Origin of the sequence: Arsukibacterium indicum (genome assembly GCF_019100565.1) — a bacterium.
Taxonomy (GTDB): Bacteria; Pseudomonadota; Gammaproteobacteria; order Enterobacterales; family Alteromonadaceae; genus Alishewanella; species Alishewanella indicum.
In genome coordinates this window covers 216,222-236,348 of sequence record NZ_JAHRID010000005.1, presented here as the reverse complement: position 1 = coordinate 236,348, position 20,127 = coordinate 216,222, and the positions used below count along the sequence as shown (strand labels likewise).

Below are 20,127 nucleotides of genomic sequence, written 5' to 3'. Positions count from 1 at the left end.
GCAGGAGGGTCTATGACCAAGTCTGAATTGATTGAAAAATTAGCAACCGATTTCCCGCATATTCAAGTCAAGGATGTCGAAGCATCTGTTAAAGAAATTCTGGAACAGATGGCCCAGTCACTTTCATCTAATGAACGTATTGAAATCCGCGGTTTTGGCAGTTTTTCTCTGCATTATCGTGCTCCCCGGATTGGTCGCAATCCTAAAACCGGTGATAAAGTTGAACTGGACGGCAAACATGTTCCGCACTTTAAACCAGGTAAAGAATTACGAGATAGAGTAAAAGACAATACCTGATCCCTAATCAGGTCAATTGCAGTACACGGAGAGTCTTTTGAGCAGATTACTGTATCTGATACTGATTATTGCATTTCTGGTAGTAGGTTTTGTGTTTGGTGCTATTAACCAGCAACTAACCGACGTCCATTTTCTTATTGTAAAACTACAACTTCGTGTAGTTGATATTGCCATTATTTTTCTGATAACCGGCGTAGCATTAGGATTATTAATTGCAGCGTGGTTAAGTATGGCCCGGCGCACTAAATATTGGCTTAAACCCACCGCTGAGAAAACCTGACTTTATGTTGGAACTGCTATTTTTATTACTGCCTGTTGCCGCTGCATACGGTTGGTTTATGGGTAGGAATAGCGTTAAACATACAGAATTAAAAGATCGCGCGAGTGTTACCCGCAACCTGTCGTCAGGCCTTAATTTCTTACTAACTGATCAGGAAGACAAAGCAATTGAACAGTTGCTTGAACTGCTTGATATTGAAGCTGCTACTATCGAAACCTATCTGGCACTCGCTAACTTATTCAGGCGCAAAGGTGACTGGGATAAGGCGATCCGGATCCACGAAAAATTACACCAGCTCAAATTATCAAAACCCCAGGCTCAGCAAATTCAGTACGAGTTGGCAAAAGACTATTTTTCTGCAGGCTTGTATGACAGAGCCGAAAGCCTGGCCACACCTCTGGTTAACAGCACCCGCTGGCGAGAACCCGCATTAAAACAGTTATTCAGTATTTTTACCGCAAGCCATGACTGGCACAAAGCAATGGCGTTAGAAACAGAGGTTGGAGCCAGCCAGTCACGCTCGTTGAAAATTGCGCTGGCAAATATGGCGGTTGAAGCTATGCAGGACGAACCAGATGCCAAACGACTGCAACATTTGGTTGATATTAACCCGTTGGCTATTCGGCCACGTTTTGCTCTGGCACAGTTTTATCTGGCCACTGAGCAGGGAGAACAGGCGAAAGTACCACTGCTAAGCATTATAAAACAAAAACCGCAGTGGAGTGCAGAAGTGTTGCCGTTGCTACAGCATTGCGATTTTACCGGTGATCAGTGGTATCAATTACTGAGCCAGCTAGCGAACAAGCAACACAATGTGACAGCCAGTAGCTTACTGGCTGACTGGCTGGCAGAGCACGGTTCGGCCAAAGCTGCTGAACAGTTTTTGCTCGACAAGTTGCAACAGCAACCCAGCATTCGTTTGTTTCAAAAACTACTACAGGTGCGCCAGCATCAATCCGCTGCAGCTGCTGAGGCCTTATCATCAGTTGAGGAATTGGTGCTGGCTTACCTTGCTAATAAAGTCTTATATAGTTGCCGCAATTGCGGTTTTAAAACCCGTCAGCAATACTGGTTATGTCCGTCATGTCAGCAATGGGAAACGGTTGAGCCCATTACCGGTATTGATGGCCGCTAGTATACTACTTGTGTAAAAGGAACACCGATGTCTTGTAATACTCCTGTAGTGGTTGCTCTTGATTACGCCAATCAGACTGAAGCACTTAATTTAGTTGCGCAACTTGACCCCACTTTGTGCCGTTTAAAAGTTGGCAAGGAAATGTTTACCCATTTTGGCCCGGCATTTGTCACACAATTGCAGCAACGGAATTTTGAAGTGTTTCTGGATTTGAAGTTTCATGATATTCCGAATACGGTAGCTAAAGCGGTGCAGGCAGCGGCAGATCTTGGGGTTTGGATGGTTAACGTCCACGCCAGTGGCGGTAGTAAAATGATGAAAGCAGCACACGAAGCCATTCAGCGCTACGGTATCAATAAACCTAAACTCATTGCCGTAACTGTCCTTACCAGTATGGAGCAGAGCGATTTAACTGAGCTGGGTCTGAATGTTAGCCCGGCTCAGCAGGTGACAAAACTGGCGGCACTGGCTGCGGCAAGTGGCTTGGACGGTGTGGTTTGTTCTGCTCAGGAAGCAGTTGCATTAAAGCAGCAATTTGGTAATAATTTTCAATTAGTTACTCCCGGCATTCGTCCAGCAAGCAGTAGTGTTGATGATCAGAAGCGTATAATGACACCGGCTGCAGCGGTTAAAGCTGGTGTTGATTATCTGGTAGTTGGCCGACCTATTACCCAAGCTTCGTCGCCGTTAGTGGCATTGCAATCCGTTGTAAACGAAGTAATTAACGCCAGAAATTAGTCTACTAAAAATACCAGGAGGTTTTTTTGGATACGATAAACCTCTCTATTTTGATTGGCGGCTTATTATTCTTTATCAGTATTATCGCAACGCTGATATCTGCGCGCTTAGGTGCGCCTATGCTGCTTATATTTCTTATCATAGGCATGATTGCCGGTGAAGATGGTATTGTCGGCATTCAGTTTGACGATCCGCAAACGGCCTTCCTAATCGGCTCAATAGCCCTGGTTATTATTCTGTTTGATGGTGGAATGCGTACCCACCCGGAACGTTTCCGGGTGGCACTGGCACCGGCATCGATGCTGGCAACATTGGGTGTTGTTATTACCTGTGGAGTAGTGGGGGTGTCAGCCGCATATTTGCTGAACCTTTCAATTATCGAGGGATTGCTGTTAGGAGCGATTTTAAGCTCAACTGATGCCGCAGCAGTTTTTTCAATATTTCAGTCTCAACGTCTTAGAATTAAACAACGGGTAGCGTCAACTCTGGAGATTGAGTCCGGCAGTAATGATCCGATGGCGGTTATGCTAACGTTGACGTTAGTTAGTGTTCTGGCACAAGACGCACAACTGGACTGGCAGGTTCTGCTATCGTTTTTACAACAGGCTGTGGTTGGCGGCGCTATGGGGTATGGAGCAGGGCGGGTGTTCGTTTTTTTATGCCGCAAACTGCCACTTAGTTTTGCATTTTTCCCATTGCTGGCCGTCGCCAGCAGTATTTTTATTTATGCTATTACCAACAGTTTTGGCGGCAGTGGCTTTCTGGCCGTGTATCTGATGGGCTATCTGGTAGGAAACGCCAGGCTACCACAAATTATTCATATTCTGAGAATGCACGATGGCCTGGCCTGGATAAGTCAGATCAGTATGTTTCTGATGCTGGGCTTGTTAGTGGTACCCACTAACTTAAAGGAACACTTAATTGATGCATTAATTCTGGCGGGCATTTTGATTTTTATTGCCAGGCCTTTAGCCGTACTAATCAGTTTAATTCCATTCCGGTTTCCTATTAAAGATCAGGTGTTTATCAGCTGGGTGGGCTTGCGTGGCGCAGTGCCGATTATTTTGGCGTTGTTTCCCTGGCTGGCCGGGGTACCAAATGAGCATTTATATTTCGACGTTGCCTTTGTTGTTGTTATCGTATCTTTAGTTCTGCAGGGTTGGACTCTGGTACCGGTAGCACGGTGGTTGAAACTTGAAGTACCAGGCGAGTTAGAACCCGATCAGGCAATGCCACTTGATGCGATACCCAGTAAAGATGTTATGGAAGTACTGGCTTTTAATGTTGAAGAGCAGTCACCAATCCGTGGCGTTTGCTGGCAAGATTTAAAGTTCAGTGTATCAGTGCAGTTTCTGGGAATTATCCGAGACGGAGAATGGTTGTTACCAGATAAAGAGCCGGTATTTAACAGCCGGGATACCGTAATGGTATTGGCGAAGCTGAAAAATGTAAAAAAAATCAGTGAAGTACTTGCCAGCGAAGCAGACACATCAGGTTTAAGTAATAGTAGTTTCTTTGGTGACTTTGTTTTAAATGGCGAAGTAAGCCTGGCTGATCTTGATGCATTTTATACCATCAATATGGCTGATCTTAACAAACAACAAAGCTTATCATCCTACATCAGTGAGCGATTCCATCGCCGGGTAGTAATTGGTGATCAGGTCAGGCTTGATCAGTTGGTTCTGACTGTCCGTGAACTCAATGAAAACGGCCTGATAACCCAGGTAGGTATTAAAGCACTGGAGCCCTCATAATCGGCTATAACGCATTATCTAAATCTGCTCTTTCTCATAAGTTCACTCTAGCCGCTAATGTATATTATGTTAAATCAGGTATTATGAGACAGCTAAGCTGTCGTCACTCGCCGGAGTCGTCATTAGCCCCATTATCAGAACTATGCCCGCCACCGCCCCGGCTATCCTCTTTAGTACTCCACCCAATGCGACCCGTACCGCTTCAGATTTCGTTTTTTCCATATCAAGCCTTACAAGAACTTCTCCCACGTCTAAATTGCATTCCTGAGCGATATACAAAGCTTGTTCTGGTGTTAAATGTCTTCTACCTGCTTTAATGTGCGCAACATTACCCTGGTTTAGTCCGTCAATTTTTTCCGCTATATCTGAATCTGTTTTTAAACCTAATTTTTCTTTTAGCTTAGTTACAAGCCAGTAGCTGTAGTTCTCTTGCATATCACTACCCCTTTATTTTTCCTGAATTTTAGCATCTATAGGTATGTCACGCTTGACATATTAAAAGGTTAGGATCATACTTTTTATGTCAATGTTGACATAACCTGTTTAAGGCTGGAACCATGAACAACGAACTTACCCTGATTAAAACTGTACTGTTTAACGCTCAGACTATCGATGAAGCTCTTTGCCGTTTCGATGAACTGGGCATTTCTTACCGTGAATCTGAAACCGTTGATATGTTTTTTATCGATGATCACAATATTCAGTTCTGGACATCACGCTCTAACAAATGCCCAATTACAGTACTGATAGATAACCACCTGGCTTGTTATGATGACCGGGTACAATTTTTAGCTCAGCAACAGGAACCGGGTTTTACTCCTGAGGTTCCAGCCAATGTATCCCTGGCAACTGTTGCTGAGCACCCAACCCTAAAAGCTCGCATTTTCGCAAGAATCTACCCAAAGCTGCCCGTTGTCCGTCATATCATCCGCGAAGAAAGACGCCTTAAGCGCTCCCAGGCTGAGGGTTTTCAGTTATGAGCAAAAGTCCCCACGCTCTTATTAATGTTCCTGCATTACGCGCTCAAATTGAATCGGAGTTCTTAAATCTAGATGAAAACTTACATGATTCTGAATATAAAATTTTGATAATGGCTGGCGCTGAGCTTTTTAAAATGCGCGTTCATCATGCAATAACGACCAAAATTATCAGCTTGTCAGATTTTAACTTATCCATAGATAAACTGGATAATCTCTAATGGCCATGCGCGTAACCCCTGACATTATCAGCCCTTGGTTCATAGACCGCTTAGTCTGTGAACAAACATGGCTAGACAGGCGTTTACCGCTTATTGGTGACAAAGGCTTTATCTCTGTTGACCTGCATACCGGCGAGTACGACCCAACCGCTGTTAGAACATCCAGAACCACCGTCCAGAGCAGCTATTCAACCTCTTTACGTGTTAGCTGCGATGGCCACCGTGTTCGCGTTGAGGGCAACCCCAGTCGCTTTGGTCGCGTTGAAAACCTATACGGCTTTCAGACATTCGAGGAATGTATCCGTGTCTATAACATTGTCCTGGCAAAGCTTGGCTTACCGCCATTTACCACTGGCCGGTTCAGCTTTAAGACCGATAACCGCTCTGGCGCCAAAGACCGCAAGCACCTTAAAACATACTCAGGCTGCGTTATTAAGCACGTTGACATTACCCGCAACCATTCAGTCGGGTATCGCAACGAATACGCCTTTTTACGCGCCCTGTCCTCTTTCTCGTTACCCAATGGCAAAAAGCCAAACCTCTATCCCAATGGCGCGACTGTCGATTATTCGACAAGCCGTAGCATTGGCGGTAGCTCCTGGGATTACTCCAAGCTCTATATCAAAGCCCATGAACTGATAGAGCATATGAAAAAGAACCTTAAAAACGCTACCGATGCAGACGTTGAGTATTACAAAAAACTCATTGAACACTGCCAGGCAGCGGGAATAGTCCGTGAGGAACATAGCTTCAAGGCCAAGAAATTAGCCCGTTATGAGCTTTGTTTTTTCGGTCACGTTACTGTTGAGGATTTAGCCAACCACTTTACTTTAACCACGTTAGACACGTTAACCGAAACCTTAGAGGTCGCCACTATGGATTACATAACCATTGCTGACCAACTGCTTAAGCGCAAAATCGTAAACTCTCGCCAGGCTGCTAATGCCACCGCGAATTATTGTCACATGTGGCTAAATGGTCAGTCACTGTATAACGAAGATTCCGGCAAGTACCCACGCCAGTATTACGTACACAAGTCGCGCTTAATCCAGTTAGGTCTGGATATTTCCATTCCTTTCGATGCAACCCGTACTGCATTGCCAATGATAAAACGCCAACGCGAAATCACTGTTCGGCCGCATCAAATGCCCGACTGGTATCGCAAACCATCAACCCGTAACTTTGTAGTCATACACGGCCAAGCGGCCTGAGGAAAATAAAATGCTAACACCTATCAACTTCATCATTACCGAAATTTCAGCTGGCTTCATGGAGCAAGCTGATAAATCGCAAACGCCTTACGCCAGCGTTACCGGCGTTCAGGCATACCCGAACAACGATCAACGAACCAATGGCTTTAGCTACGGCTCGCCAACGCTCAAAATTAAGCTAATTGACGAAGCTACCGGCAATCCCAACCACAAGTTAGCCGATGAATTGCGCAAAAGTAACGTTTTCCTCCAGGAACTGGTACTTAACTGTCGAACCAAGCTAACCAAGGCTGGCATGCAATTCGAATGCTTGTCTGTTGAATTTCCGCAACAAGCTAAAAAGGCCGGTTAACCATGTTCGCTTTGTGGCTGACCAGCTTCGCTATTTTGGCCACTGCCTTAAGCTGGTCGGTCATTCTTTTTAAACGGAGATATTTTCAATGAGATTCGTTCAGGTCTGCCCCGCTACACCCGTTAACGGTGTATGTCCTGAACCCCTTATTTGGGTTCAAACTGCTAGCGCTTTGCCTTTAACTTACGCTGAGTTTGTCCAAATGGTACCGGCACTTGTTGCCGTTTTACTGTCAGTTTGGGGTATTAAAAAACTCGTTAAACTGGTTTTCAATCATCGTTAATAGGAATAAACCTATGAAATTTGCAAAAAAGTTAGCTGTTTTACTGCCAATTGTTTTGGCTTCTGTTATCGCTCCATCTGCTATGGCCGCTATTGATGTATCTGCTGAAGCAACTGCGTTTCAAACCGATTTTCTAGCCGCTGCCGCTGTTATCGGTGCCGCTTTCCTGGCTGCTGGCTTCGGTGCCATCGTCTGGAAATGGGCCAAAGGCATGTTGTTCAGTTAATGTTTACGGCCGACGATGTGTTTATCATTGTCGGCCTTATGGCTCTTTTTATTTTATTCGATTCATAAGGCCGCAAACCATGCAAAAAGCCCTGATATTAGCCCTGCTTACCGGGGCTTTTTTATTTCCTCGTTACGTAACATCACAAGAAAATCCTGAAGATTTCCTCGACTACTCGTGCCCCGATGGTGGTAGTTATCAAGACCATCCAGAACTTGGGCATATTTGCTCTGCTCCAGCGCCTTCAGGCAATACCTGGACTGCAACAACAGGCGCTAAATCATTCACAGAAACAACACACGACGCAGCATATTATGCGCTTGCTAATAGCTACCTCGGTGCAGGGGGGGGTTGTTATGGTGTTGGAACAATCCAAACATATTTGAGAAATGAAGATATAAACCTGCCTCTAAATCCTTCGGGTACATATACTACAGGTATACCATTGCGCCGAACTTGTGTTATTCATTCGACAGGCACTGAGGATCCAATGGGAGATTTAAATATAAACGGCGTCTCAGTTATTAAAAACCCTCCCGCGCCCTATTGTGCTCCTGACAATACCCCTACACTTATTAACTTTGGAGGTACTGATCCCAATTTCTTTTGCTGGGCTGCTGCTGTTCTACAAAACGATTGCCCCGAAGAAAACGGCGACTGTGAACCCGAACCAAACCCCGATGATTGCCCCCCTGACACCATCGGCGGCTGTGTTCCACCAGAGCCAGATTGTTTTATTGCCGGAAACGGCATGGAAGTGTGTTTCGAAGACCCAAACGATAAATGTGATTTAGAAACGGTAAACGATGAACCCGTATATTCAAACTGCCAAGCTGGTTGTGGCTTTGTTAATGATAATTTCCTTTGTGGTACTGAACCCGACTTACCGTCACTTGATGATTGCCTGGTAACCACCAACGGCTATGCCTGCGCCCCTGACGTTCCTGAGCCTGATGATGATATAACCGACCCCAATAAACCCATGCCTGACATGGTTAAGGGCGATTTTAAAGACACAATGCGCGGCGTAGAAAGCCGGATTGATGCCAATAATGAACTACTTGCTGACCAAATCAAACGTGATGCCAACAACACTAGCGAAATTACAAAACGCTTGGACAAATCCAACCAATTACTAACCGGAATTGATGCTAATACTAAGGATATATCCGAATCTCTAAAAGGTGATGGCGTTGAATTTGACGACAATGATCGCGCAAACATAACCAGTATGCTTGGCATAACTGGCGATGAATCCATTGTGGATTTAACCGTTTCAGAAATTTCACTCGATACATTCAAAGACGATTTTCAATGGTCTGGTGGCTCTACAGCGTGTCCAGCGCCCCGCGCCATCAACATGCTCGGCCGTACCTGGTACATGGAATGGGAACCATACTGTGAAGCTTTCAGTGTTCTTAGTTATTTCATCATGGCAGCTGCAACGCTGTTTTCTGCTTTCATAGCTTTCGGAGTTAAAAAATAATGCCTATTACCCCCTGGAATCCACCTTTAAACCCTGCACCGCCAATACCAACCCCTAAAGGTGTCGGCATCGGTTCATTATTAACCCACGGCCTTAAAGCATTCAGGCTATCTATTGTCGGCTTTATTCTTACTTTTATCGGTTTTGCCTTGGTTCCGCTTATTATTAAAGTCATGTCCGGTCTTGGCATTGGCTTTGTTGTTTATGAGCTTGGCACTATGGCGTTGCAGGTTATTTTTACTCAGATACAGACCCATTTTTCAGGGCTACCCCCTGAAATATTACAATTCGTTTCTATGGCTAAAATACCGGATGCGATCAGCATACTTTTTGGTGGTTTAGCTGCTCGCCTGGCATTTATGGGTTTTAGTAACTTGTCTACCACTGGCAAACAAAAATCAATGATATGGCAGGCGTAATATGCTTTATTTAAGAACTGGCTTACCAGGCGCATCTAAAACACTAAACACCCTGCGCGAAATAACCCACGATACAAAGACCGCTGGCCGTGAAATCTATTACCACAACATAAAGTTGTTGCTACTTGATTTCGAAGTTTGCCATAGCTTTCAGGGTTATTTTTACGGCGTATATCTACCAAGCCTAAACAAATCCGCTATTAAACCTGTTCAAAAGCGATTGCAAAAAATCCACGGTGACGGAGAGCTGGCAGACGAAACCAGCTTTCCGCACCTCATTCATATCTACGATGCTTGGCTAGAATCAAAAGGCGATGTTTTACTGTGGCTACACTGGGTTCGCATCGTCTACCCTGATTCTGCTAGGGAAAATCTAAAGCTTTACATAGAATCAGCAGACAAAGAACACGTAACCGTTGAAACCCTTAAACAGTTCAACTTAGATTGGCGGCGCTTTGAAAAGCCAGAGCTTTGGTACGAATTGCCACGCCAAAGCATCATTGTTATGGATGAGTGCCAGCAGACTTTTCCTCCACGGCCAGTAGGTGCAAGAGTACCCCGCCACTGTTCAGAGTTCGAAACCCACCGGCACAAAGGCTGGGATATTCACCTGGTTACACAAGATGCCAAGCTAATGGACAACCATGTTCGCCGCTTGGCCGGTTGCCACGTTCACTACTTCAACCCGTTCAAATCTAACCGCGTAACCCGCTATCAGGCTGATAAAGTTTTTGACCAGGAAGATTACTTTCAGAAAAAAAACACCATTCGAAGTATTATTACCCGTGATAAATCCCTTTACGGGCTTTATTGGTCAGCTGATGCCCATACACACAAGCTTGTTCTACCCAAAAAACTCATATTAGTGCTATTTGTTCCTTTGTTAATTGGTGTTTTAGTCTGGTACCTGCTTTCAGGCTCCTGGGCATCCAATACAGCACCTCAGCAAAGCAACCAAACTAACACTGCCCAACCAAGCCAACCCCAAACCCAACAGCCAGCACCGGATGCTTACATACCTACTAATGAACCAGCCATATACGACCAGATAAAGCCATTCTCTGCCGTACCAGCCGACACCCCCATTGGCCAGCTATGCGATTCACTCACTTACGCCGGATATGAGCTTAAAACGCGATATAACCGCCCTGTAGTAGAGCATTTTTTCACTTGCGAACTGCCATACCTCGAAGATGAAGCAAAAAACGAAGAAAACTTTATCAAACCAAGTCTGCTATTAGATGGTTACTACCTTTCAAACCTCGGTTTTACCTTTGAATACAGCAACCGCATGCCAGTTTTAAGCTACGGCAATACCCGTTACATTTTCCCCAGGTACTAAAAAATGACAAAAAACATGCTTTATACACGCATAATCATTCGTTTTAGACGTATTTTATTCATCCTTGGTGACATGATTCTCCAGGGTTTCATCACCGCAGCCATACTAATTCTGTTATGGCCAACGGCCATGCAGTGAGCACCGACTGGAAGGAGGCGCGCAACGGGTACCAGCTGACCCTTGCTTTCACCATGTTTTTTCGCGTCACTAAAGCCCGGCTTCAATCCTCGGCCGGTTCGCGCCCTGCCGAACCCCTGCCGCAAAGCGGCAAATAAACAAACTGGCGAAGCCAGGCATTATCTCGCGTAAGCGTTCCGGCGAAGCCGTTACCCTCTTGGCGCGTCCCCGCGCCCGCGCAATTTTGCGCGTTTTTCTCTCCGTGGCCGTCTCCGGCCACCGCCATAGGCGTTTTCCCGGCGCGTCTCCGCGCCCCGCGATTTTTTCGCTAAATTAGGTGTTTTTTGAAGAGAAAAAGGCCGACGCGCAGACAGACGCAAGGCGGCTGGGTGGCGGTCTTTTTAGAGGGAGTTTTCAGTTCGAGTTCTGTTACACTCGAACTGAGTGCGGACATCCGCATTAAACACACACACAAAACTGATGCGTCTCCACTGCCAAACAAACTGCAACGCATTGAATACGCTATTAAAAACTAAATTTCACCCTTTACATTTACCCAACTTCGGTATATTTCCAAATTCCACCTGAAAAAATGGAGTTTTTTAAAGAAAATGTTACCCAAAAAGGAACAAATACCGAACTTTCAAACCATGTATGATCATGCTTTTGGTATATGGGAAAAAAAGCATAAACTGGCTTCTGATTTTTTTGGCGTATCAGAGCAAACCTGTCGCCGCTGGTACCTCACTAACCAGCCCCATGAAATCGCAAAACGCTACCTATTCGTGCATTACAAAGGTTATTTACCCTTTGCTACTGGCTGGAAAGATTGCACAATAGACCATGACGGTATACTTCACACCCCCTGGGGAAGTTGCAAATCCTCTGACGTTGCATTCGTTTGGCGCTACAAATGGTCAGCAGAACAGTCAAACAGACAGGTAAAAGCGTTACGTAACAAATTGGATGAGATAACATCTGGTACTAAATATCAGCTGCTACTGCATACAGCTGATTACCTCAACCGTCTTGTCCAGGACTTTAGTTCAAAAAAATAACAGTAGGCCATATGCAAACTAACCACCTAAAGCTATTTATAACTATCTTCTCAGCGGTATTTTTAGCCCTAACGTGCTTTACCATCCTAACGGCCTATACAGTAAACGCTGCTTTAAAAGAGTATTATCTTGCTCAACTTAATCACGCGGTTGAATCACTAAAAAGCATCCCTCGTCCACCCCAAAAGCTATTCACACCACCTCCAATTACCCCTCAACCAACATCTGATCAACTTCGCCAACAACGCGCTGCTGATGCTGCCAAAGCAAATGATAAGCAACTTTGCGACTACTGGACTGCTGAATACCGCAAATCTCAAAATGAAGTTCACAAAACTTACCGCGATTCTGCATGTTTCAGATATAAAAACCGCCCATAAAAAAACCGGGCTTACTGCCCGGCTTCAAGTTACTATTATGTTAAATTGTATTATCTGTCGTTTAATCGTTTGGTATTTCATATATAGCAAGCAACCATCAGGTTTTCAGTCGCTCCTGCTGATAAAACTTGTAATAGCGTCATCTAATCTGTTGTAACATGCTCTTTTTTATCAGGCTGAATTTTAAGCTATGTCGATACGATTGTTCCTTGTTTCTTTGCTCTGCTGGCCGCTGTTGTTATGGCAAGGCAAGCGCACAAGACAACGTGCTTTGCGTTTGCCAGAAGCTGCCGGCCGGCGCAGCGGTATGCTGGGTAACGGCGAGTCCCTGCGCCTACTGATTTGTGGTGACTCGGCGGCTGCTGGTGTGGGTATTGCTGAGCAGCAACAGGCCTTTTCCGGGCAACTGGTAACACTATTAAGCGAGCGATATCAGGTAAACTGGCAACTTGCCGCTAAAACCGGCCTCGATTGCGCTGGGTTAAACAGTTTGTTGCATCAGCTATATGCACATAGCAATGCGGTGTACCGGCTGGACGTAGTTATTGTATCGATAGGCGTAAATGATGTTACGGCAAATCTCAGCAAGACTGAATTTCTAAAGCAGATCAGAGCTTTGCTAAACAGACTGGCCACCGATTTTACGGACCCTGTTGTGTTATTCAGTGCTATACCACCAATGCAGCACTTCACAGCTCTACCCTCACCGCTAAATTACTGGTTAGGTTTAAAAGCCGCGTTGCTTAATCAGGCTTTGGCTAATGAGCTAAAAAATTGGCCAAAAGCGCAGCTGGTATACAGTAACCTGGCATTAACCGCAGATATGCTTGCTGTCGATGGCTTTCATCCCTCTGAATCTGGTTGTAAAATCTGGGCGCAACTGGTTTTTGAATCTGTAGAACGAAATCTGCGATTGAACTAAAAATATCTGCGGGATATTGCATATGACAACTGGACTTTTTGACGCCGATTTACCGTTTTCACAAGCATGTGAAAACAATAAAGCAGCTATTTTAACTGTGCTGCAACAGGCTTTTTCTTGTTGTAGTAAAGTGCTTGAGATTGGTAGCGGTACTGGTCAGCATGCTGTGTATTTCGCTGAGCAGTTACCGCATTTAAGTTGGCAGGCGTCAGATCAGCCGGTTTATCTGCCGGCGTTAACAGAGCGTATTCGCCGTGCTGCGTTAGCTAACTTAGCCTCGCCGCTGCAACTGGATATCTGTATCGATCCATCACCTGCAACGGCGGCAGATGGCCTGTTTACTGCCAATACGTTACATATTATGCCCTGGGCGGTGGTTAGGCATTTTTTTAGCCGTTTAAATGAGCTGACAGCAGCCCGGGCCAATTTATGTTTTTATGGCCCCTTTAATTATCATGGCCAGTTTACCAGCAGCAGTAACCAGGCATTTGATGCCAGTTTAAAAAGCCGTGATCCTGCTATGGGTATCCGGGACTTTGAAAAAGTGCTTGAACTGGCGCGCCGGCAAGGCTTTCAGTTAGAACGTGACACGCCTATGCCGGCCAATAATCGTTTATTGTGGTTTACCAAAACAGCTTAACCGACTCAGGTAACTTTATTCTTTACCGCGTACTGTGGTTTCAAATATTCATTGCTTGCTACCAGCTCTGCCAATGTTGTTACCGCCTGCCAGATATCGACATAGCGTAAATAAAGTGGTGTAATACCCAGCCGCAGAATATTGGGCGCTCTGAAATCAGCAATAACACCATGGGAAATCAGCGCCTGACATAACGCATACGCATCAGGATGCTGGTATGCCAGTTGACTGCCCCGCTCTGCCGGCTTCAATGGCGTAATCAGTTTTAGTGGTCTCAGGCAGTTATGTTGGAGGACTAATTGATGAAAACAATGGCTAAGTGCAAGTGATTTTTCACGTAATTGTGTCATCTCAACATCTGCAAATACATCCAAAGCTGCATCGAGCGCACTCATTGATAAAATAGCCGGCGTGCCCGTTAGAAATTGGCTGATCCCCGCAGCCTTCTGGTAGTGCTTATCAAAACTAAAAGGCGAGCTATGGCCCATCCAGCCAGATAAAGGCTGGCTTACCGCGTTATGGTGACGTGCCGCGGCATAAATAAAAGCCGGCGCGCCAGGGCCGCCATTTAAATATTTATAACCGCAACCAATCGCAAAATCGACATTACATGCATCCAGCGCAATGGGCAAAGCACCGGCACTGTGGGCTAAATCCCATATAACCAGGATGCCTTTGGCTTGGGCTAGCTCAGTTAACCGTTGCATATTCAATAAACGGCCGCTGCGAAAATCGACCTGAGTTAACAGTAACACTGCAATCTCGTCAGTTAATTCTTGCTCGAGCAATTGGTCGTTTACACTTTCATCAATCAGTTTTAACTGACAATTATGCTCACCAAGCAAACTGGCGAGGCCCTGAACCATATACAGATCGGTCGGGAAATTGCCGGCTAAAGACAACACAACCTTACGTCCCGGCTGCATTTGCATAGCACTGCTTAATACTTTAAATAAATTAACAGATGTTGAGTCGCAGCAAATAAGCTGTCCAGGGGCAGCGCCAACTAAACGGGCTATTTTTTCACCAGACGTTACTGGTAAATCAATCCAGTTATGACTGTTCCAGCTCTTAATCAAATCCTGTGACCATTGCTTACTCAGCACCTGTTGCGCCCGCTCTGCAACAAGCTTAGGCATAGCGCCAAGGGAATTGCCATCCAGATAAACGGTGTTTTTAGGCAACACAAAAGCATCGCGTTTAGTCGCGAGCGGATCCTGACAATCTAACTGCTGTAACAACGGCAGACTAATATCAGTCTGATTGTTTTCTAGATAATGGCTTAGGGTTGTCACTTTGCAAAAGCTCCTGCAAAAATGCAATAAACTGCTTATACGCCCGGGTATGGGGATGGATCCAATCAAAATGCCCCGCATCAGCAATAATCTGGTACGACATATTGCTATTGCTGGCCTGCTCAAGCGGCACAATAGTATCGGCACTGCCATGTAAAAGCAAAGTTGCCGGATGCATGACTTGCTGACCGGGGTTCGCCTCTTGGTAACGCTGAGGCTGCTCAGATGCTGTACCACCAAGAAACTGGCTGGCAGCACGCTGACAACTATTGGTGCCACTGGCATAGGCTGGCATATCCGTGATAGCAGCCAGGCCAATTACACCTTTAATTGACGGCAAGCTTTCAGAAACAAGCTGTTGATAAGCTTGCCCTGCCGCCAACAGCGCCAACTGGCCCCCTGCTGAGTGACCGGCAATGGCAATATTGCTGCTATCCACAGCATAAGCGCTCAGTGCTTGTTGGCTATATTGTAACGCTTGCAGCACGTCAGTATATGTACCGGGCCAGCCACCCCCTTCATCGCCGGTTCGCCGGTATTCAACAGACCAAACTGCAACACCTGCATTTGCCACAGCCTGACTAAAAGCCCGGCTGTGGCTGATATCATAAGCATTCAACCAGCAACCACCATGGATAAAAACCAATAAAGGTGCTCGTTTATTTAACGTTGCGGCAGGAGGCAGATACAATTGACCATATTGCAGAGGTTCAGGACCGTATTGCAGCCTGATACTGGTATCGTTGTATGGTAATGCGGCCAGACTACTATAACTGACATTATTTATGGCGTGCTGATTTACCACACTGGTTGAAACGGCAGTTTCTTGCTCGTTAACAACTTGCCGCTGCGCGCAGCCGTGCAGTAACAACGTAGTGCCAGTCAGTAAAGCAATTATTATTTTATTCATAGCGTTATCTGCAACACTTAACTCGTTATTTTATTATTAGTTTATTACCAGCTTCGTGTTACCCATATTCAAATTTAATCTGGCTTAGTCCTAAAACCTCTTTACAGCCAAAGTGAACACCTTGTAATTCCTGACTACTGAGCCAATATCTTTTAACAGCACTTAACCAGCTTAATATTTAAACAGGAGCAACGCATGAGCGACAATTATATCCCACCAAAGGTCTGGCGAGCGGATAAAGAGAGTGGTGGTCAGTTTGCAAATATAAATCGCCCTGTATCTGGTGCAACCCATGATAAAAAGCTGAAAAAAGGTGAGCACCCTATCCAGTTATATTCGATGGCAACACCAAACGGTGTGAAAGTTACTATTTTACTTGAGGAGTTGCTGGAAGCAGGTTTTAAAGATGCTGAATACGATGCCTGGTTTATCGACATTAAAGAAGGTGATCAGTTTGGCAGTGGCTTTGTTGAACTTAACCCCAATTCGAAAATTCCGGCACTGCTCGATACTGTAACCGGCAGCAGAGTATTTGAATCCGGTTCAATATTGTTATACCTCGCTGAAAAATTTGGTGCTTTTTTGCCGACTGAACCGGCAAAGCGCACTGAAACCCTGAATTGGCTGTTCTGGCAAATGGGTAGCGCACCATTTTTGGGAGGCGGTTTTGGCCACTTTTACGCGTACGCACCTGAAAAACTGGAGTATCCGATTAATCGCTATACCATGGAGACTAAACGCCAGCTTGATGTTTTGGATAAACAATTGGCAAAGCATCAATATATTGCCGGAGATGAATACACCATTGCCGATATCGTTATCTGGCCTTGGTACGGCGCATTAGTACTCGGCCACTTATATGAAGCTGCAGAGTTCCTGCAGGTTAACGACTACCCTAACCTGCAGCGCTGGGCCAGGCAGCTCGATGAGCGGCCTGCGGTAAAACGTGGCAAAATAGTTAACCGTACCTGGGGCGATGGACCAAAGCTGCCAGAACGTCACAGCAGTTCAGAGTTAGACAAAGTAATGACCAGCTAGAAGACGCTGCTACCAGCCACTTACTGTCTGGGTCGATGTGGCCCAGATGTAAGTGACACCTAGCCCGACCGACCAGCCGCCATTTGCAACCACTAATGGACTTTGTCGATTTTTTGCAGCAGTGACAGTTTCGTAACGGGCAAAACTAAAGCCACGCCATTTTGATGAAAACTTTTTACTTATTGCGCCGGAAAGCCTTAAGGCTATAAGGCCGGGTTTAGCGTCAAACTCTGGCCGTGAAAATGTAGCAAATTGATCTGGCACCTGATAAAACCTGTCTGTCAGCTTCTCGCTACCAAATAAAGCACTGATCCCAATTGTATAACTTAGATCATCTGCAGTAGTCACATCCGCAAACAGTGCCGGCTCAAAGCTGATGCCGCTATAGCGCATGCCATCTTCGATATCAAAAACCGCGCGAACGGGTAAATCCATGCGCAACCTGCTACCCCAGATATTATCGCTTATTGTCCAGCGCAGGCGTGGGCCCGCTTCTACCAGCGTACCCAGCTCGGGCATGCCTTCACGCTGGGGAATATCACTTTGTGAAGAACCCAACGCAGCAGCAAAACCAACATCCAGCTCAAGTGTGTCACTTTTAAATGCCCGCAAGCCCACGTTGTCACGATCAGCTCTTAAAAAGTCACCACGGTAAATAAGGTAAGGTAGCACAAAATTGCGCTGAACCTGTTCGCTGGAACCCGGATAAGCCAGTTGTTCAATCCTCAGGCCAATTATTCCCGCCTCCCATAGCGGCAGTTCGGTGGCGGGCTCCGCGCTGACCCTGGCAGCATAAAAAGCTGCTGTTGTTATCGTGCCAAACAGTAATAACGAGCTAATCAATTTCTTAAGCATAAACTTCCTGTTCAGTATCCGTCTGATGAAGATAAGGTTCGAGCAACTGGCGGACATTAACCCGGGCGCCTAATTTTGCAGCCAGCAAATACAAACCAGCAATTTTACGATGTAAAAAGAGCGCATCGGCTGGCGGGCTATGCCAATAGTTTTGTTTCATACTTAAAGCGGTTCCGGCTTCGCGCAAGCGAAAAGCCAGATCACTGTTGCCAAAATCGAAAGGTTTAGATTGGCGCAGCGGCTCACAGGCCAGTTCAACCAGTTTTAATACTGCTGTTTTTTGTGCAGCTAAAATATTCTGGCTGAAAAAGCCAATTTTGGTCAGCGCCTGCTCCATGCCGGCAAGATCATTGTCACAAGCGCTCGCAAATAAAGCCTGATAGCCATTACTTATTTGCTCTGAGTAATCACGGCAGGCTCCAAAATCAAGCAGTACCAGCTGCTGGCTTTGTCGGTTGTAAAGGTAATTGGCGAAATTCGGATCAGTTTGTACCAGGTTAAATTCAAACAACTCGCGAAAAAACAGGCTGAACATTAGTCCCAGCACTTTGTCCCGCTCAGCTTGTGGTGCACTTTGCAAACTTTCAATAGGGTCACCTGCAACATACGACATAACCAGAATATTGGCAGTACTGAGCTGTGGATAGACAGTTGGCATCAGGTAAGCATCATCAGATATCAAATACTGTCGATAACGCTGCAAATAGCTGGCTTCCTTCAGATAATCCGCTTCATTTTTAAGTTGGTGTCTGGCCTCGTTTAATAAGCTTTGGTACTCAACTTCAGCTGGGATCAAGCCACTTATTTTTAATAAATACGCCACGTTATCAACATCACTGTCAATACTGGCTTTAATTCCGGGGTATTGGATTTTAACAGCAAGTTTATCACCGTTATCATGATAGGCTTGGTGAACCTGGCCAATAGAGGCTGCGGCCATCGGCTTAAAGCTGAAATCAGCAAAGTGCTGCTGCCACTGCTCACCTAACTCCTGTCGCAAAACCTGCGATAACTGTTTAGCTGGCATTGGGTTGGCATTAGCACGTAATCTGGCAAGCAGTTCAGTGAGTTCAGCAGGTAATATATCACCTGCATCCATGGACAGCAGCTGGCCCATCTTCATCGCCGCGCCGCGCATATGCGACAGTTGATCAGCTACCCGCTTAATATTTGCCGGCGTAAGTAACATACTTTTACCACTGGGCCTGTTACCCCGGGCAAGCTGTCTTGCGCCCTCCGCCAGCATGCCACCAGCGACCTTCCCGGCCAGTGTTGCAAGGCCGCTGAAACGACTAAGCCGGTTTGTTGGCACCCGGGATGAATTGTCAGACATTACTACCCTTATCTTTTGACCTTATATCCTGAATTTACGCTGCAAAACGTTAACAGGCTCAGTTAAGGGGCAATTATTCTGCTAATCAGTTTCAGGCGCCAGCCAGTTGCTCAGCGGCCAGCGCCTGCTTTTTTATTTCCTGCTGCAGGTCAGCCGGCAACTTAAGCTGTTTACCCAATTCATTCAGATAACTGCGCTCCATAAAACTTTCTTCGTCGATTACCAGAACGCTGGCCAGATACATTTCTGCCGCAATTTCCTGAGTAGTCGCTACCGAAGCGATTGCTACCGGATCCAGTGGTTTTTGTAATTCGGTATCTATCCAGCGCAGTAAACTGGCATCCCGGGTAAATTTCGCGACTTCGGCATCGATAATTTCCCGTTCCCGATCATCGATATGGCCATCTGATTTTGCAGCGGCAATTACAGCAATTAATATTGCCTTACTGTGCACCTCAACTTCTGCTTCTGGCACCCTGTCAACCGTTGCCGGTACACTGGTTTGCTGTTGCTGATTATTTTGCTGCCAGTTGCTGTAGGCTTTGTATGCCACTAAACCCAGTGCTGCCATACCGCCATAGGTAAGAACCTTGCCACCGAGCTTACGGCCTTTTTTACTGCCCAGCAGCAAACCCAGAGCACCGCCTCCTAATGCTGCGCCTGCTCTGCCAGAGAGCAGGCCAGCCAGACCGTCGCTACCAGGCTGGCGGCGTTGATTTTGCTGGGAGCTTGTACCACCCAGTAAGCCAGAACCTGATTTTAACAGTTGATCCAACAAGCTTTTTGTATTCATTGTGATTCCTTGTTAATGCACCAAACCAGAATATGGATAATAAAAAAAGAAAAAGATTCATTTTT

At 45.8% G+C, this 20,127-nt stretch carries 24 protein-coding genes; 18 read left to right on the top strand and 6 right to left on the bottom strand.

Features of this window, described 5'->3' with window-relative positions:
• Nucleotides 1-12: 12 nt before the first annotated feature.
• From ihfB to KQY15_RS12360, 5 genes are read left to right on the top strand one after another with little or no spacing between them, the layout of a single operon-like run.
• Nucleotides 13-297, top strand: coding sequence for an integration host factor subunit beta (ihfB, locus tag KQY15_RS12380; RefSeq protein ID WP_217669596.1), 285 nt, complete (start codon nt 13-15; stop codon nt 295-297).
• 37 nt (nt 298-334) lie between these two features.
• A complete protein-coding gene (locus tag KQY15_RS12375; RefSeq protein WP_217669594.1) occupies nt 335-577 on the top strand; it encodes a LapA family protein in 243 nt (80 codons plus the stop codon).
• A gap of 58 nt (nt 578-635) precedes the next feature.
• Entirely contained in the window at nt 636-1,712 is a 1,077-nt protein-coding gene (locus tag KQY15_RS12370; protein ID WP_254795681.1) for an N-acetylglucosaminyl transferase, read from the top strand.
• A gap of 27 nt (nt 1,713-1,739) precedes the next feature.
• A complete protein-coding gene (gene pyrF / locus KQY15_RS12365) occupies nt 1,740-2,450 on the top strand; it encodes an orotidine-5'-phosphate decarboxylase (protein ID WP_217669590.1) in 711 nt (236 codons plus the stop codon).
• A 26-nt stretch (nt 2,451-2,476) separates the two neighbouring features.
• Complete coding sequence (locus KQY15_RS12360) at nt 2,477-4,204, top strand: potassium/proton antiporter (protein ID WP_217669588.1); 1,728 nt, start codon at nt 2,477-2,479, stop codon at nt 4,202-4,204.
• 81 nt (nt 4,205-4,285) lie between these two features.
• Here KQY15_RS12360 and KQY15_RS12355 read toward each other — a convergent pair whose 3' ends face one another.
• Nucleotides 4,286-4,639 carry a hypothetical protein gene (locus KQY15_RS12355; protein WP_217669586.1) on the bottom strand — a complete coding sequence of 118 codons (354 nt, stop codon included), beginning with the start codon at nt 4,637-4,639 and terminating at the stop codon, nt 4,286-4,288.
• A gap of 122 nt (nt 4,640-4,761) precedes the next feature.
• On the opposite strand from KQY15_RS12355, the gene KQY15_RS12350 reads away from it, so the two are divergent.
• From KQY15_RS12350 to KQY15_RS12295, 12 genes are all read left to right on the top strand, one after another.
• Nucleotides 4,762-5,184 (top strand): hypothetical protein, encoded by a 423-nt coding sequence (locus KQY15_RS12350; RefSeq protein WP_217669584.1) that lies wholly within the window; start codon nt 4,762-4,764, stop codon nt 5,182-5,184.
• The gene (locus KQY15_RS12345; RefSeq protein ID WP_217669582.1) at nt 5,181-5,402 is read left to right on the top strand and encodes a hypothetical protein; all 222 of its coding nucleotides are present in this window, start codon (nt 5,181-5,183) and stop codon (nt 5,400-5,402) included. Before KQY15_RS12350 ends, KQY15_RS12345 begins: the two co-directional genes overlap by 4 nt.
• Nucleotides 5,402-6,613, top strand: a complete 1,212-nt coding sequence (locus KQY15_RS12340; RefSeq protein WP_217669581.1) for a phage/plasmid replication domain-containing protein — start codon at nt 5,402-5,404, stop codon at nt 6,611-6,613. The genes KQY15_RS12345 and KQY15_RS12340 overlap by 1 nt, the downstream gene beginning before the upstream one ends.
• Nucleotides 6,614-6,623: 10 nt before the next feature.
• A complete protein-coding gene (locus KQY15_RS12335; protein WP_217669579.1) occupies nt 6,624-6,965 on the top strand; it encodes a hypothetical protein in 342 nt (113 codons plus the stop codon).
• A 296-nt stretch (nt 6,966-7,261) separates the two neighbouring features.
• Nucleotides 7,262-7,474 (top strand): hypothetical protein, encoded by a 213-nt coding sequence (locus tag KQY15_RS12330; protein ID WP_217669577.1) that lies wholly within the window; start codon nt 7,262-7,264, stop codon nt 7,472-7,474.
• A 79-nt stretch (nt 7,475-7,553) separates the two neighbouring features.
• Nucleotides 7,554-8,960, top strand: coding sequence for a virulence factor TspB C-terminal domain-related protein (locus KQY15_RS12325; RefSeq protein ID WP_217669575.1), 1,407 nt, complete (start codon nt 7,554-7,556; stop codon nt 8,958-8,960).
• The gene (locus KQY15_RS12320) at nt 8,960-9,379 is read left to right on the top strand and encodes a DUF2523 domain-containing protein (RefSeq protein ID WP_217669573.1); all 420 of its coding nucleotides are present in this window, start codon (nt 8,960-8,962) and stop codon (nt 9,377-9,379) included. The genes KQY15_RS12325 and KQY15_RS12320 overlap by 1 nt, the downstream gene beginning before the upstream one ends.
• A 1-nt stretch (nt 9,380) precedes the next feature.
• Complete coding sequence (locus tag KQY15_RS12315) at nt 9,381-10,721, top strand: zonular occludens toxin domain-containing protein (protein WP_217669571.1); 1,341 nt, start codon at nt 9,381-9,383, stop codon at nt 10,719-10,721.
• A gap of 728 nt (nt 10,722-11,449) precedes the next feature.
• Nucleotides 11,450-11,896: a hypothetical protein gene (locus tag KQY15_RS12310; protein ID WP_217669569.1), complete on the top strand. Its 447-nt coding sequence runs from the start codon at nt 11,450-11,452 to the stop codon at nt 11,894-11,896.
• Nucleotides 11,897-11,907: 11 nt separating this feature from the next.
• Nucleotides 11,908-12,276 (top strand): hypothetical protein, encoded by a 369-nt coding sequence (locus KQY15_RS12305; RefSeq protein ID WP_217669567.1) that lies wholly within the window; start codon nt 11,908-11,910, stop codon nt 12,274-12,276.
• Nucleotides 12,277-12,466: 190 nt separating this feature from the next.
• Nucleotides 12,467-13,198: an SGNH/GDSL hydrolase family protein gene (locus KQY15_RS12300; RefSeq protein ID WP_217669565.1), complete on the top strand. Its 732-nt coding sequence runs from the start codon at nt 12,467-12,469 to the stop codon at nt 13,196-13,198.
• A gap of 22 nt (nt 13,199-13,220) precedes the next feature.
• Nucleotides 13,221-13,838, top strand: coding sequence for a DUF938 domain-containing protein (locus KQY15_RS12295; RefSeq protein ID WP_217669563.1), 618 nt, complete (start codon nt 13,221-13,223; stop codon nt 13,836-13,838).
• Nucleotides 13,839-13,843: 5 nt separating this feature from the next.
• On the opposite strand, the gene kynU is transcribed toward KQY15_RS12295, so the two are convergent.
• Nucleotides 13,844-15,133 carry a kynureninase gene (gene kynU / locus KQY15_RS12290; RefSeq protein ID WP_217669781.1) on the bottom strand — a complete coding sequence of 430 codons (1,290 nt, stop codon included), beginning with the start codon at nt 15,131-15,133 and terminating at the stop codon, nt 13,844-13,846.
• On the bottom strand, nt 15,093-16,043 hold the full coding sequence (locus KQY15_RS12285; RefSeq protein WP_217669561.1) for an alpha/beta hydrolase family protein: 951 nt from the start codon (nt 16,041-16,043) through the stop codon (nt 15,093-15,095). The genes kynU and KQY15_RS12285 overlap by 41 nt, the downstream gene beginning before the upstream one ends.
• Before the next feature lie 195 nt (nt 16,044-16,238).
• On the opposite strand from KQY15_RS12285, the gene yghU reads away from it, so the two are divergent.
• The gene (gene yghU / locus KQY15_RS12280) at nt 16,239-17,081 is read left to right on the top strand and encodes a glutathione-dependent disulfide-bond oxidoreductase (RefSeq protein WP_217669559.1); all 843 of its coding nucleotides are present in this window, start codon (nt 16,239-16,241) and stop codon (nt 17,079-17,081) included.
• A gap of 9 nt (nt 17,082-17,090) precedes the next feature.
• Here the strand turns inward: yghU and KQY15_RS12275 are convergent, their stop codons facing one another.
• From KQY15_RS12275 to KQY15_RS12265, 3 genes are all read right to left on the bottom strand, one after another.
• Nucleotides 17,091-17,936 (bottom strand): MipA/OmpV family protein, encoded by an 846-nt coding sequence (locus KQY15_RS12275; RefSeq protein WP_217669557.1) that lies wholly within the window; start codon nt 17,934-17,936, stop codon nt 17,091-17,093.
• The gene (locus tag KQY15_RS12270; RefSeq protein WP_217669555.1) at nt 17,929-19,269 is read right to left on the bottom strand and encodes an ABC1 kinase family protein; all 1,341 of its coding nucleotides are present in this window, start codon (nt 19,267-19,269) and stop codon (nt 17,929-17,931) included. Before KQY15_RS12270 ends, KQY15_RS12275 begins: the two co-directional genes overlap by 8 nt.
• A 91-nt stretch (nt 19,270-19,360) precedes the next feature.
• Nucleotides 19,361-20,062, bottom strand: coding sequence for a tellurite resistance TerB family protein (locus KQY15_RS12265; protein ID WP_217669553.1), 702 nt, complete (start codon nt 20,060-20,062; stop codon nt 19,361-19,363).
• Nucleotides 20,063-20,127 lie beyond the last annotated feature (65 nt).

Coding starts and splice junctions, on each gene's coding strand:
- KQY15_RS12340 (WP_217669581.1), top strand. CDS start 5,402: ATGGCCATGCGCGTAACCCCTGACATTATCAGCCCTTGGTTCATAGAC.
- KQY15_RS12345 (WP_217669582.1), top strand. CDS start 5,181: ATGAGCAAAAGTCCCCACGCTCTTATTAATGTTCCTGCATTACGCGCT.
- KQY15_RS12265 (WP_217669553.1), bottom strand. CDS start 20,062: ATGAATACAAAAAGCTTGTTGGATCAACTGTTAAAATCAGGTTCTGGC.
- yghU (WP_217669559.1), top strand. CDS start 16,239: ATGAGCGACAATTATATCCCACCAAAGGTCTGGCGAGCGGATAAAGAG.
- KQY15_RS12325 (WP_217669575.1), top strand. CDS start 7,554: ATGCAAAAAGCCCTGATATTAGCCCTGCTTACCGGGGCTTTTTTATTT.
- KQY15_RS12275 (WP_217669557.1), bottom strand. CDS start 17,936: ATGCTTAAGAAATTGATTAGCTCGTTATTACTGTTTGGCACGATAACA.
- KQY15_RS12355 (WP_217669586.1), bottom strand. CDS start 4,639: ATGCAAGAGAACTACAGCTACTGGCTTGTAACTAAGCTAAAAGAAAAA.
- KQY15_RS12370 (WP_254795681.1), top strand. CDS start 636: ATGGGTAGGAATAGCGTTAAACATACAGAATTAAAAGATCGCGCGAGT.
- KQY15_RS12350 (WP_217669584.1), top strand. CDS start 4,762: ATGAACAACGAACTTACCCTGATTAAAACTGTACTGTTTAACGCTCAG.
- KQY15_RS12320 (WP_217669573.1), top strand. CDS start 8,960: ATGCCTATTACCCCCTGGAATCCACCTTTAAACCCTGCACCGCCAATA.
- pyrF (WP_217669590.1), top strand. CDS start 1,740: ATGTCTTGTAATACTCCTGTAGTGGTTGCTCTTGATTACGCCAATCAG.
- KQY15_RS12285 (WP_217669561.1), bottom strand. CDS start 16,043: ATGAATAAAATAATAATTGCTTTACTGACTGGCACTACGTTGTTACTG.
- KQY15_RS12305 (WP_217669567.1), top strand. CDS start 11,908: ATGCAAACTAACCACCTAAAGCTATTTATAACTATCTTCTCAGCGGTA.
- ihfB (WP_217669596.1), top strand. CDS start 13: ATGACCAAGTCTGAATTGATTGAAAAATTAGCAACCGATTTCCCGCAT.
- KQY15_RS12315 (WP_217669571.1), top strand. CDS start 9,381: ATGCTTTATTTAAGAACTGGCTTACCAGGCGCATCTAAAACACTAAAC.
- KQY15_RS12335 (WP_217669579.1), top strand. CDS start 6,624: ATGCTAACACCTATCAACTTCATCATTACCGAAATTTCAGCTGGCTTC.
- KQY15_RS12295 (WP_217669563.1), top strand. CDS start 13,221: ATGACAACTGGACTTTTTGACGCCGATTTACCGTTTTCACAAGCATGT.
- KQY15_RS12300 (WP_217669565.1), top strand. CDS start 12,467: ATGTCGATACGATTGTTCCTTGTTTCTTTGCTCTGCTGGCCGCTGTTG.
- KQY15_RS12330 (WP_217669577.1), top strand. CDS start 7,262: ATGAAATTTGCAAAAAAGTTAGCTGTTTTACTGCCAATTGTTTTGGCT.
- KQY15_RS12310 (WP_217669569.1), top strand. CDS start 11,450: ATGTTACCCAAAAAGGAACAAATACCGAACTTTCAAACCATGTATGAT.
- KQY15_RS12270 (WP_217669555.1), bottom strand. CDS start 19,269: ATGTCTGACAATTCATCCCGGGTGCCAACAAACCGGCTTAGTCGTTTC.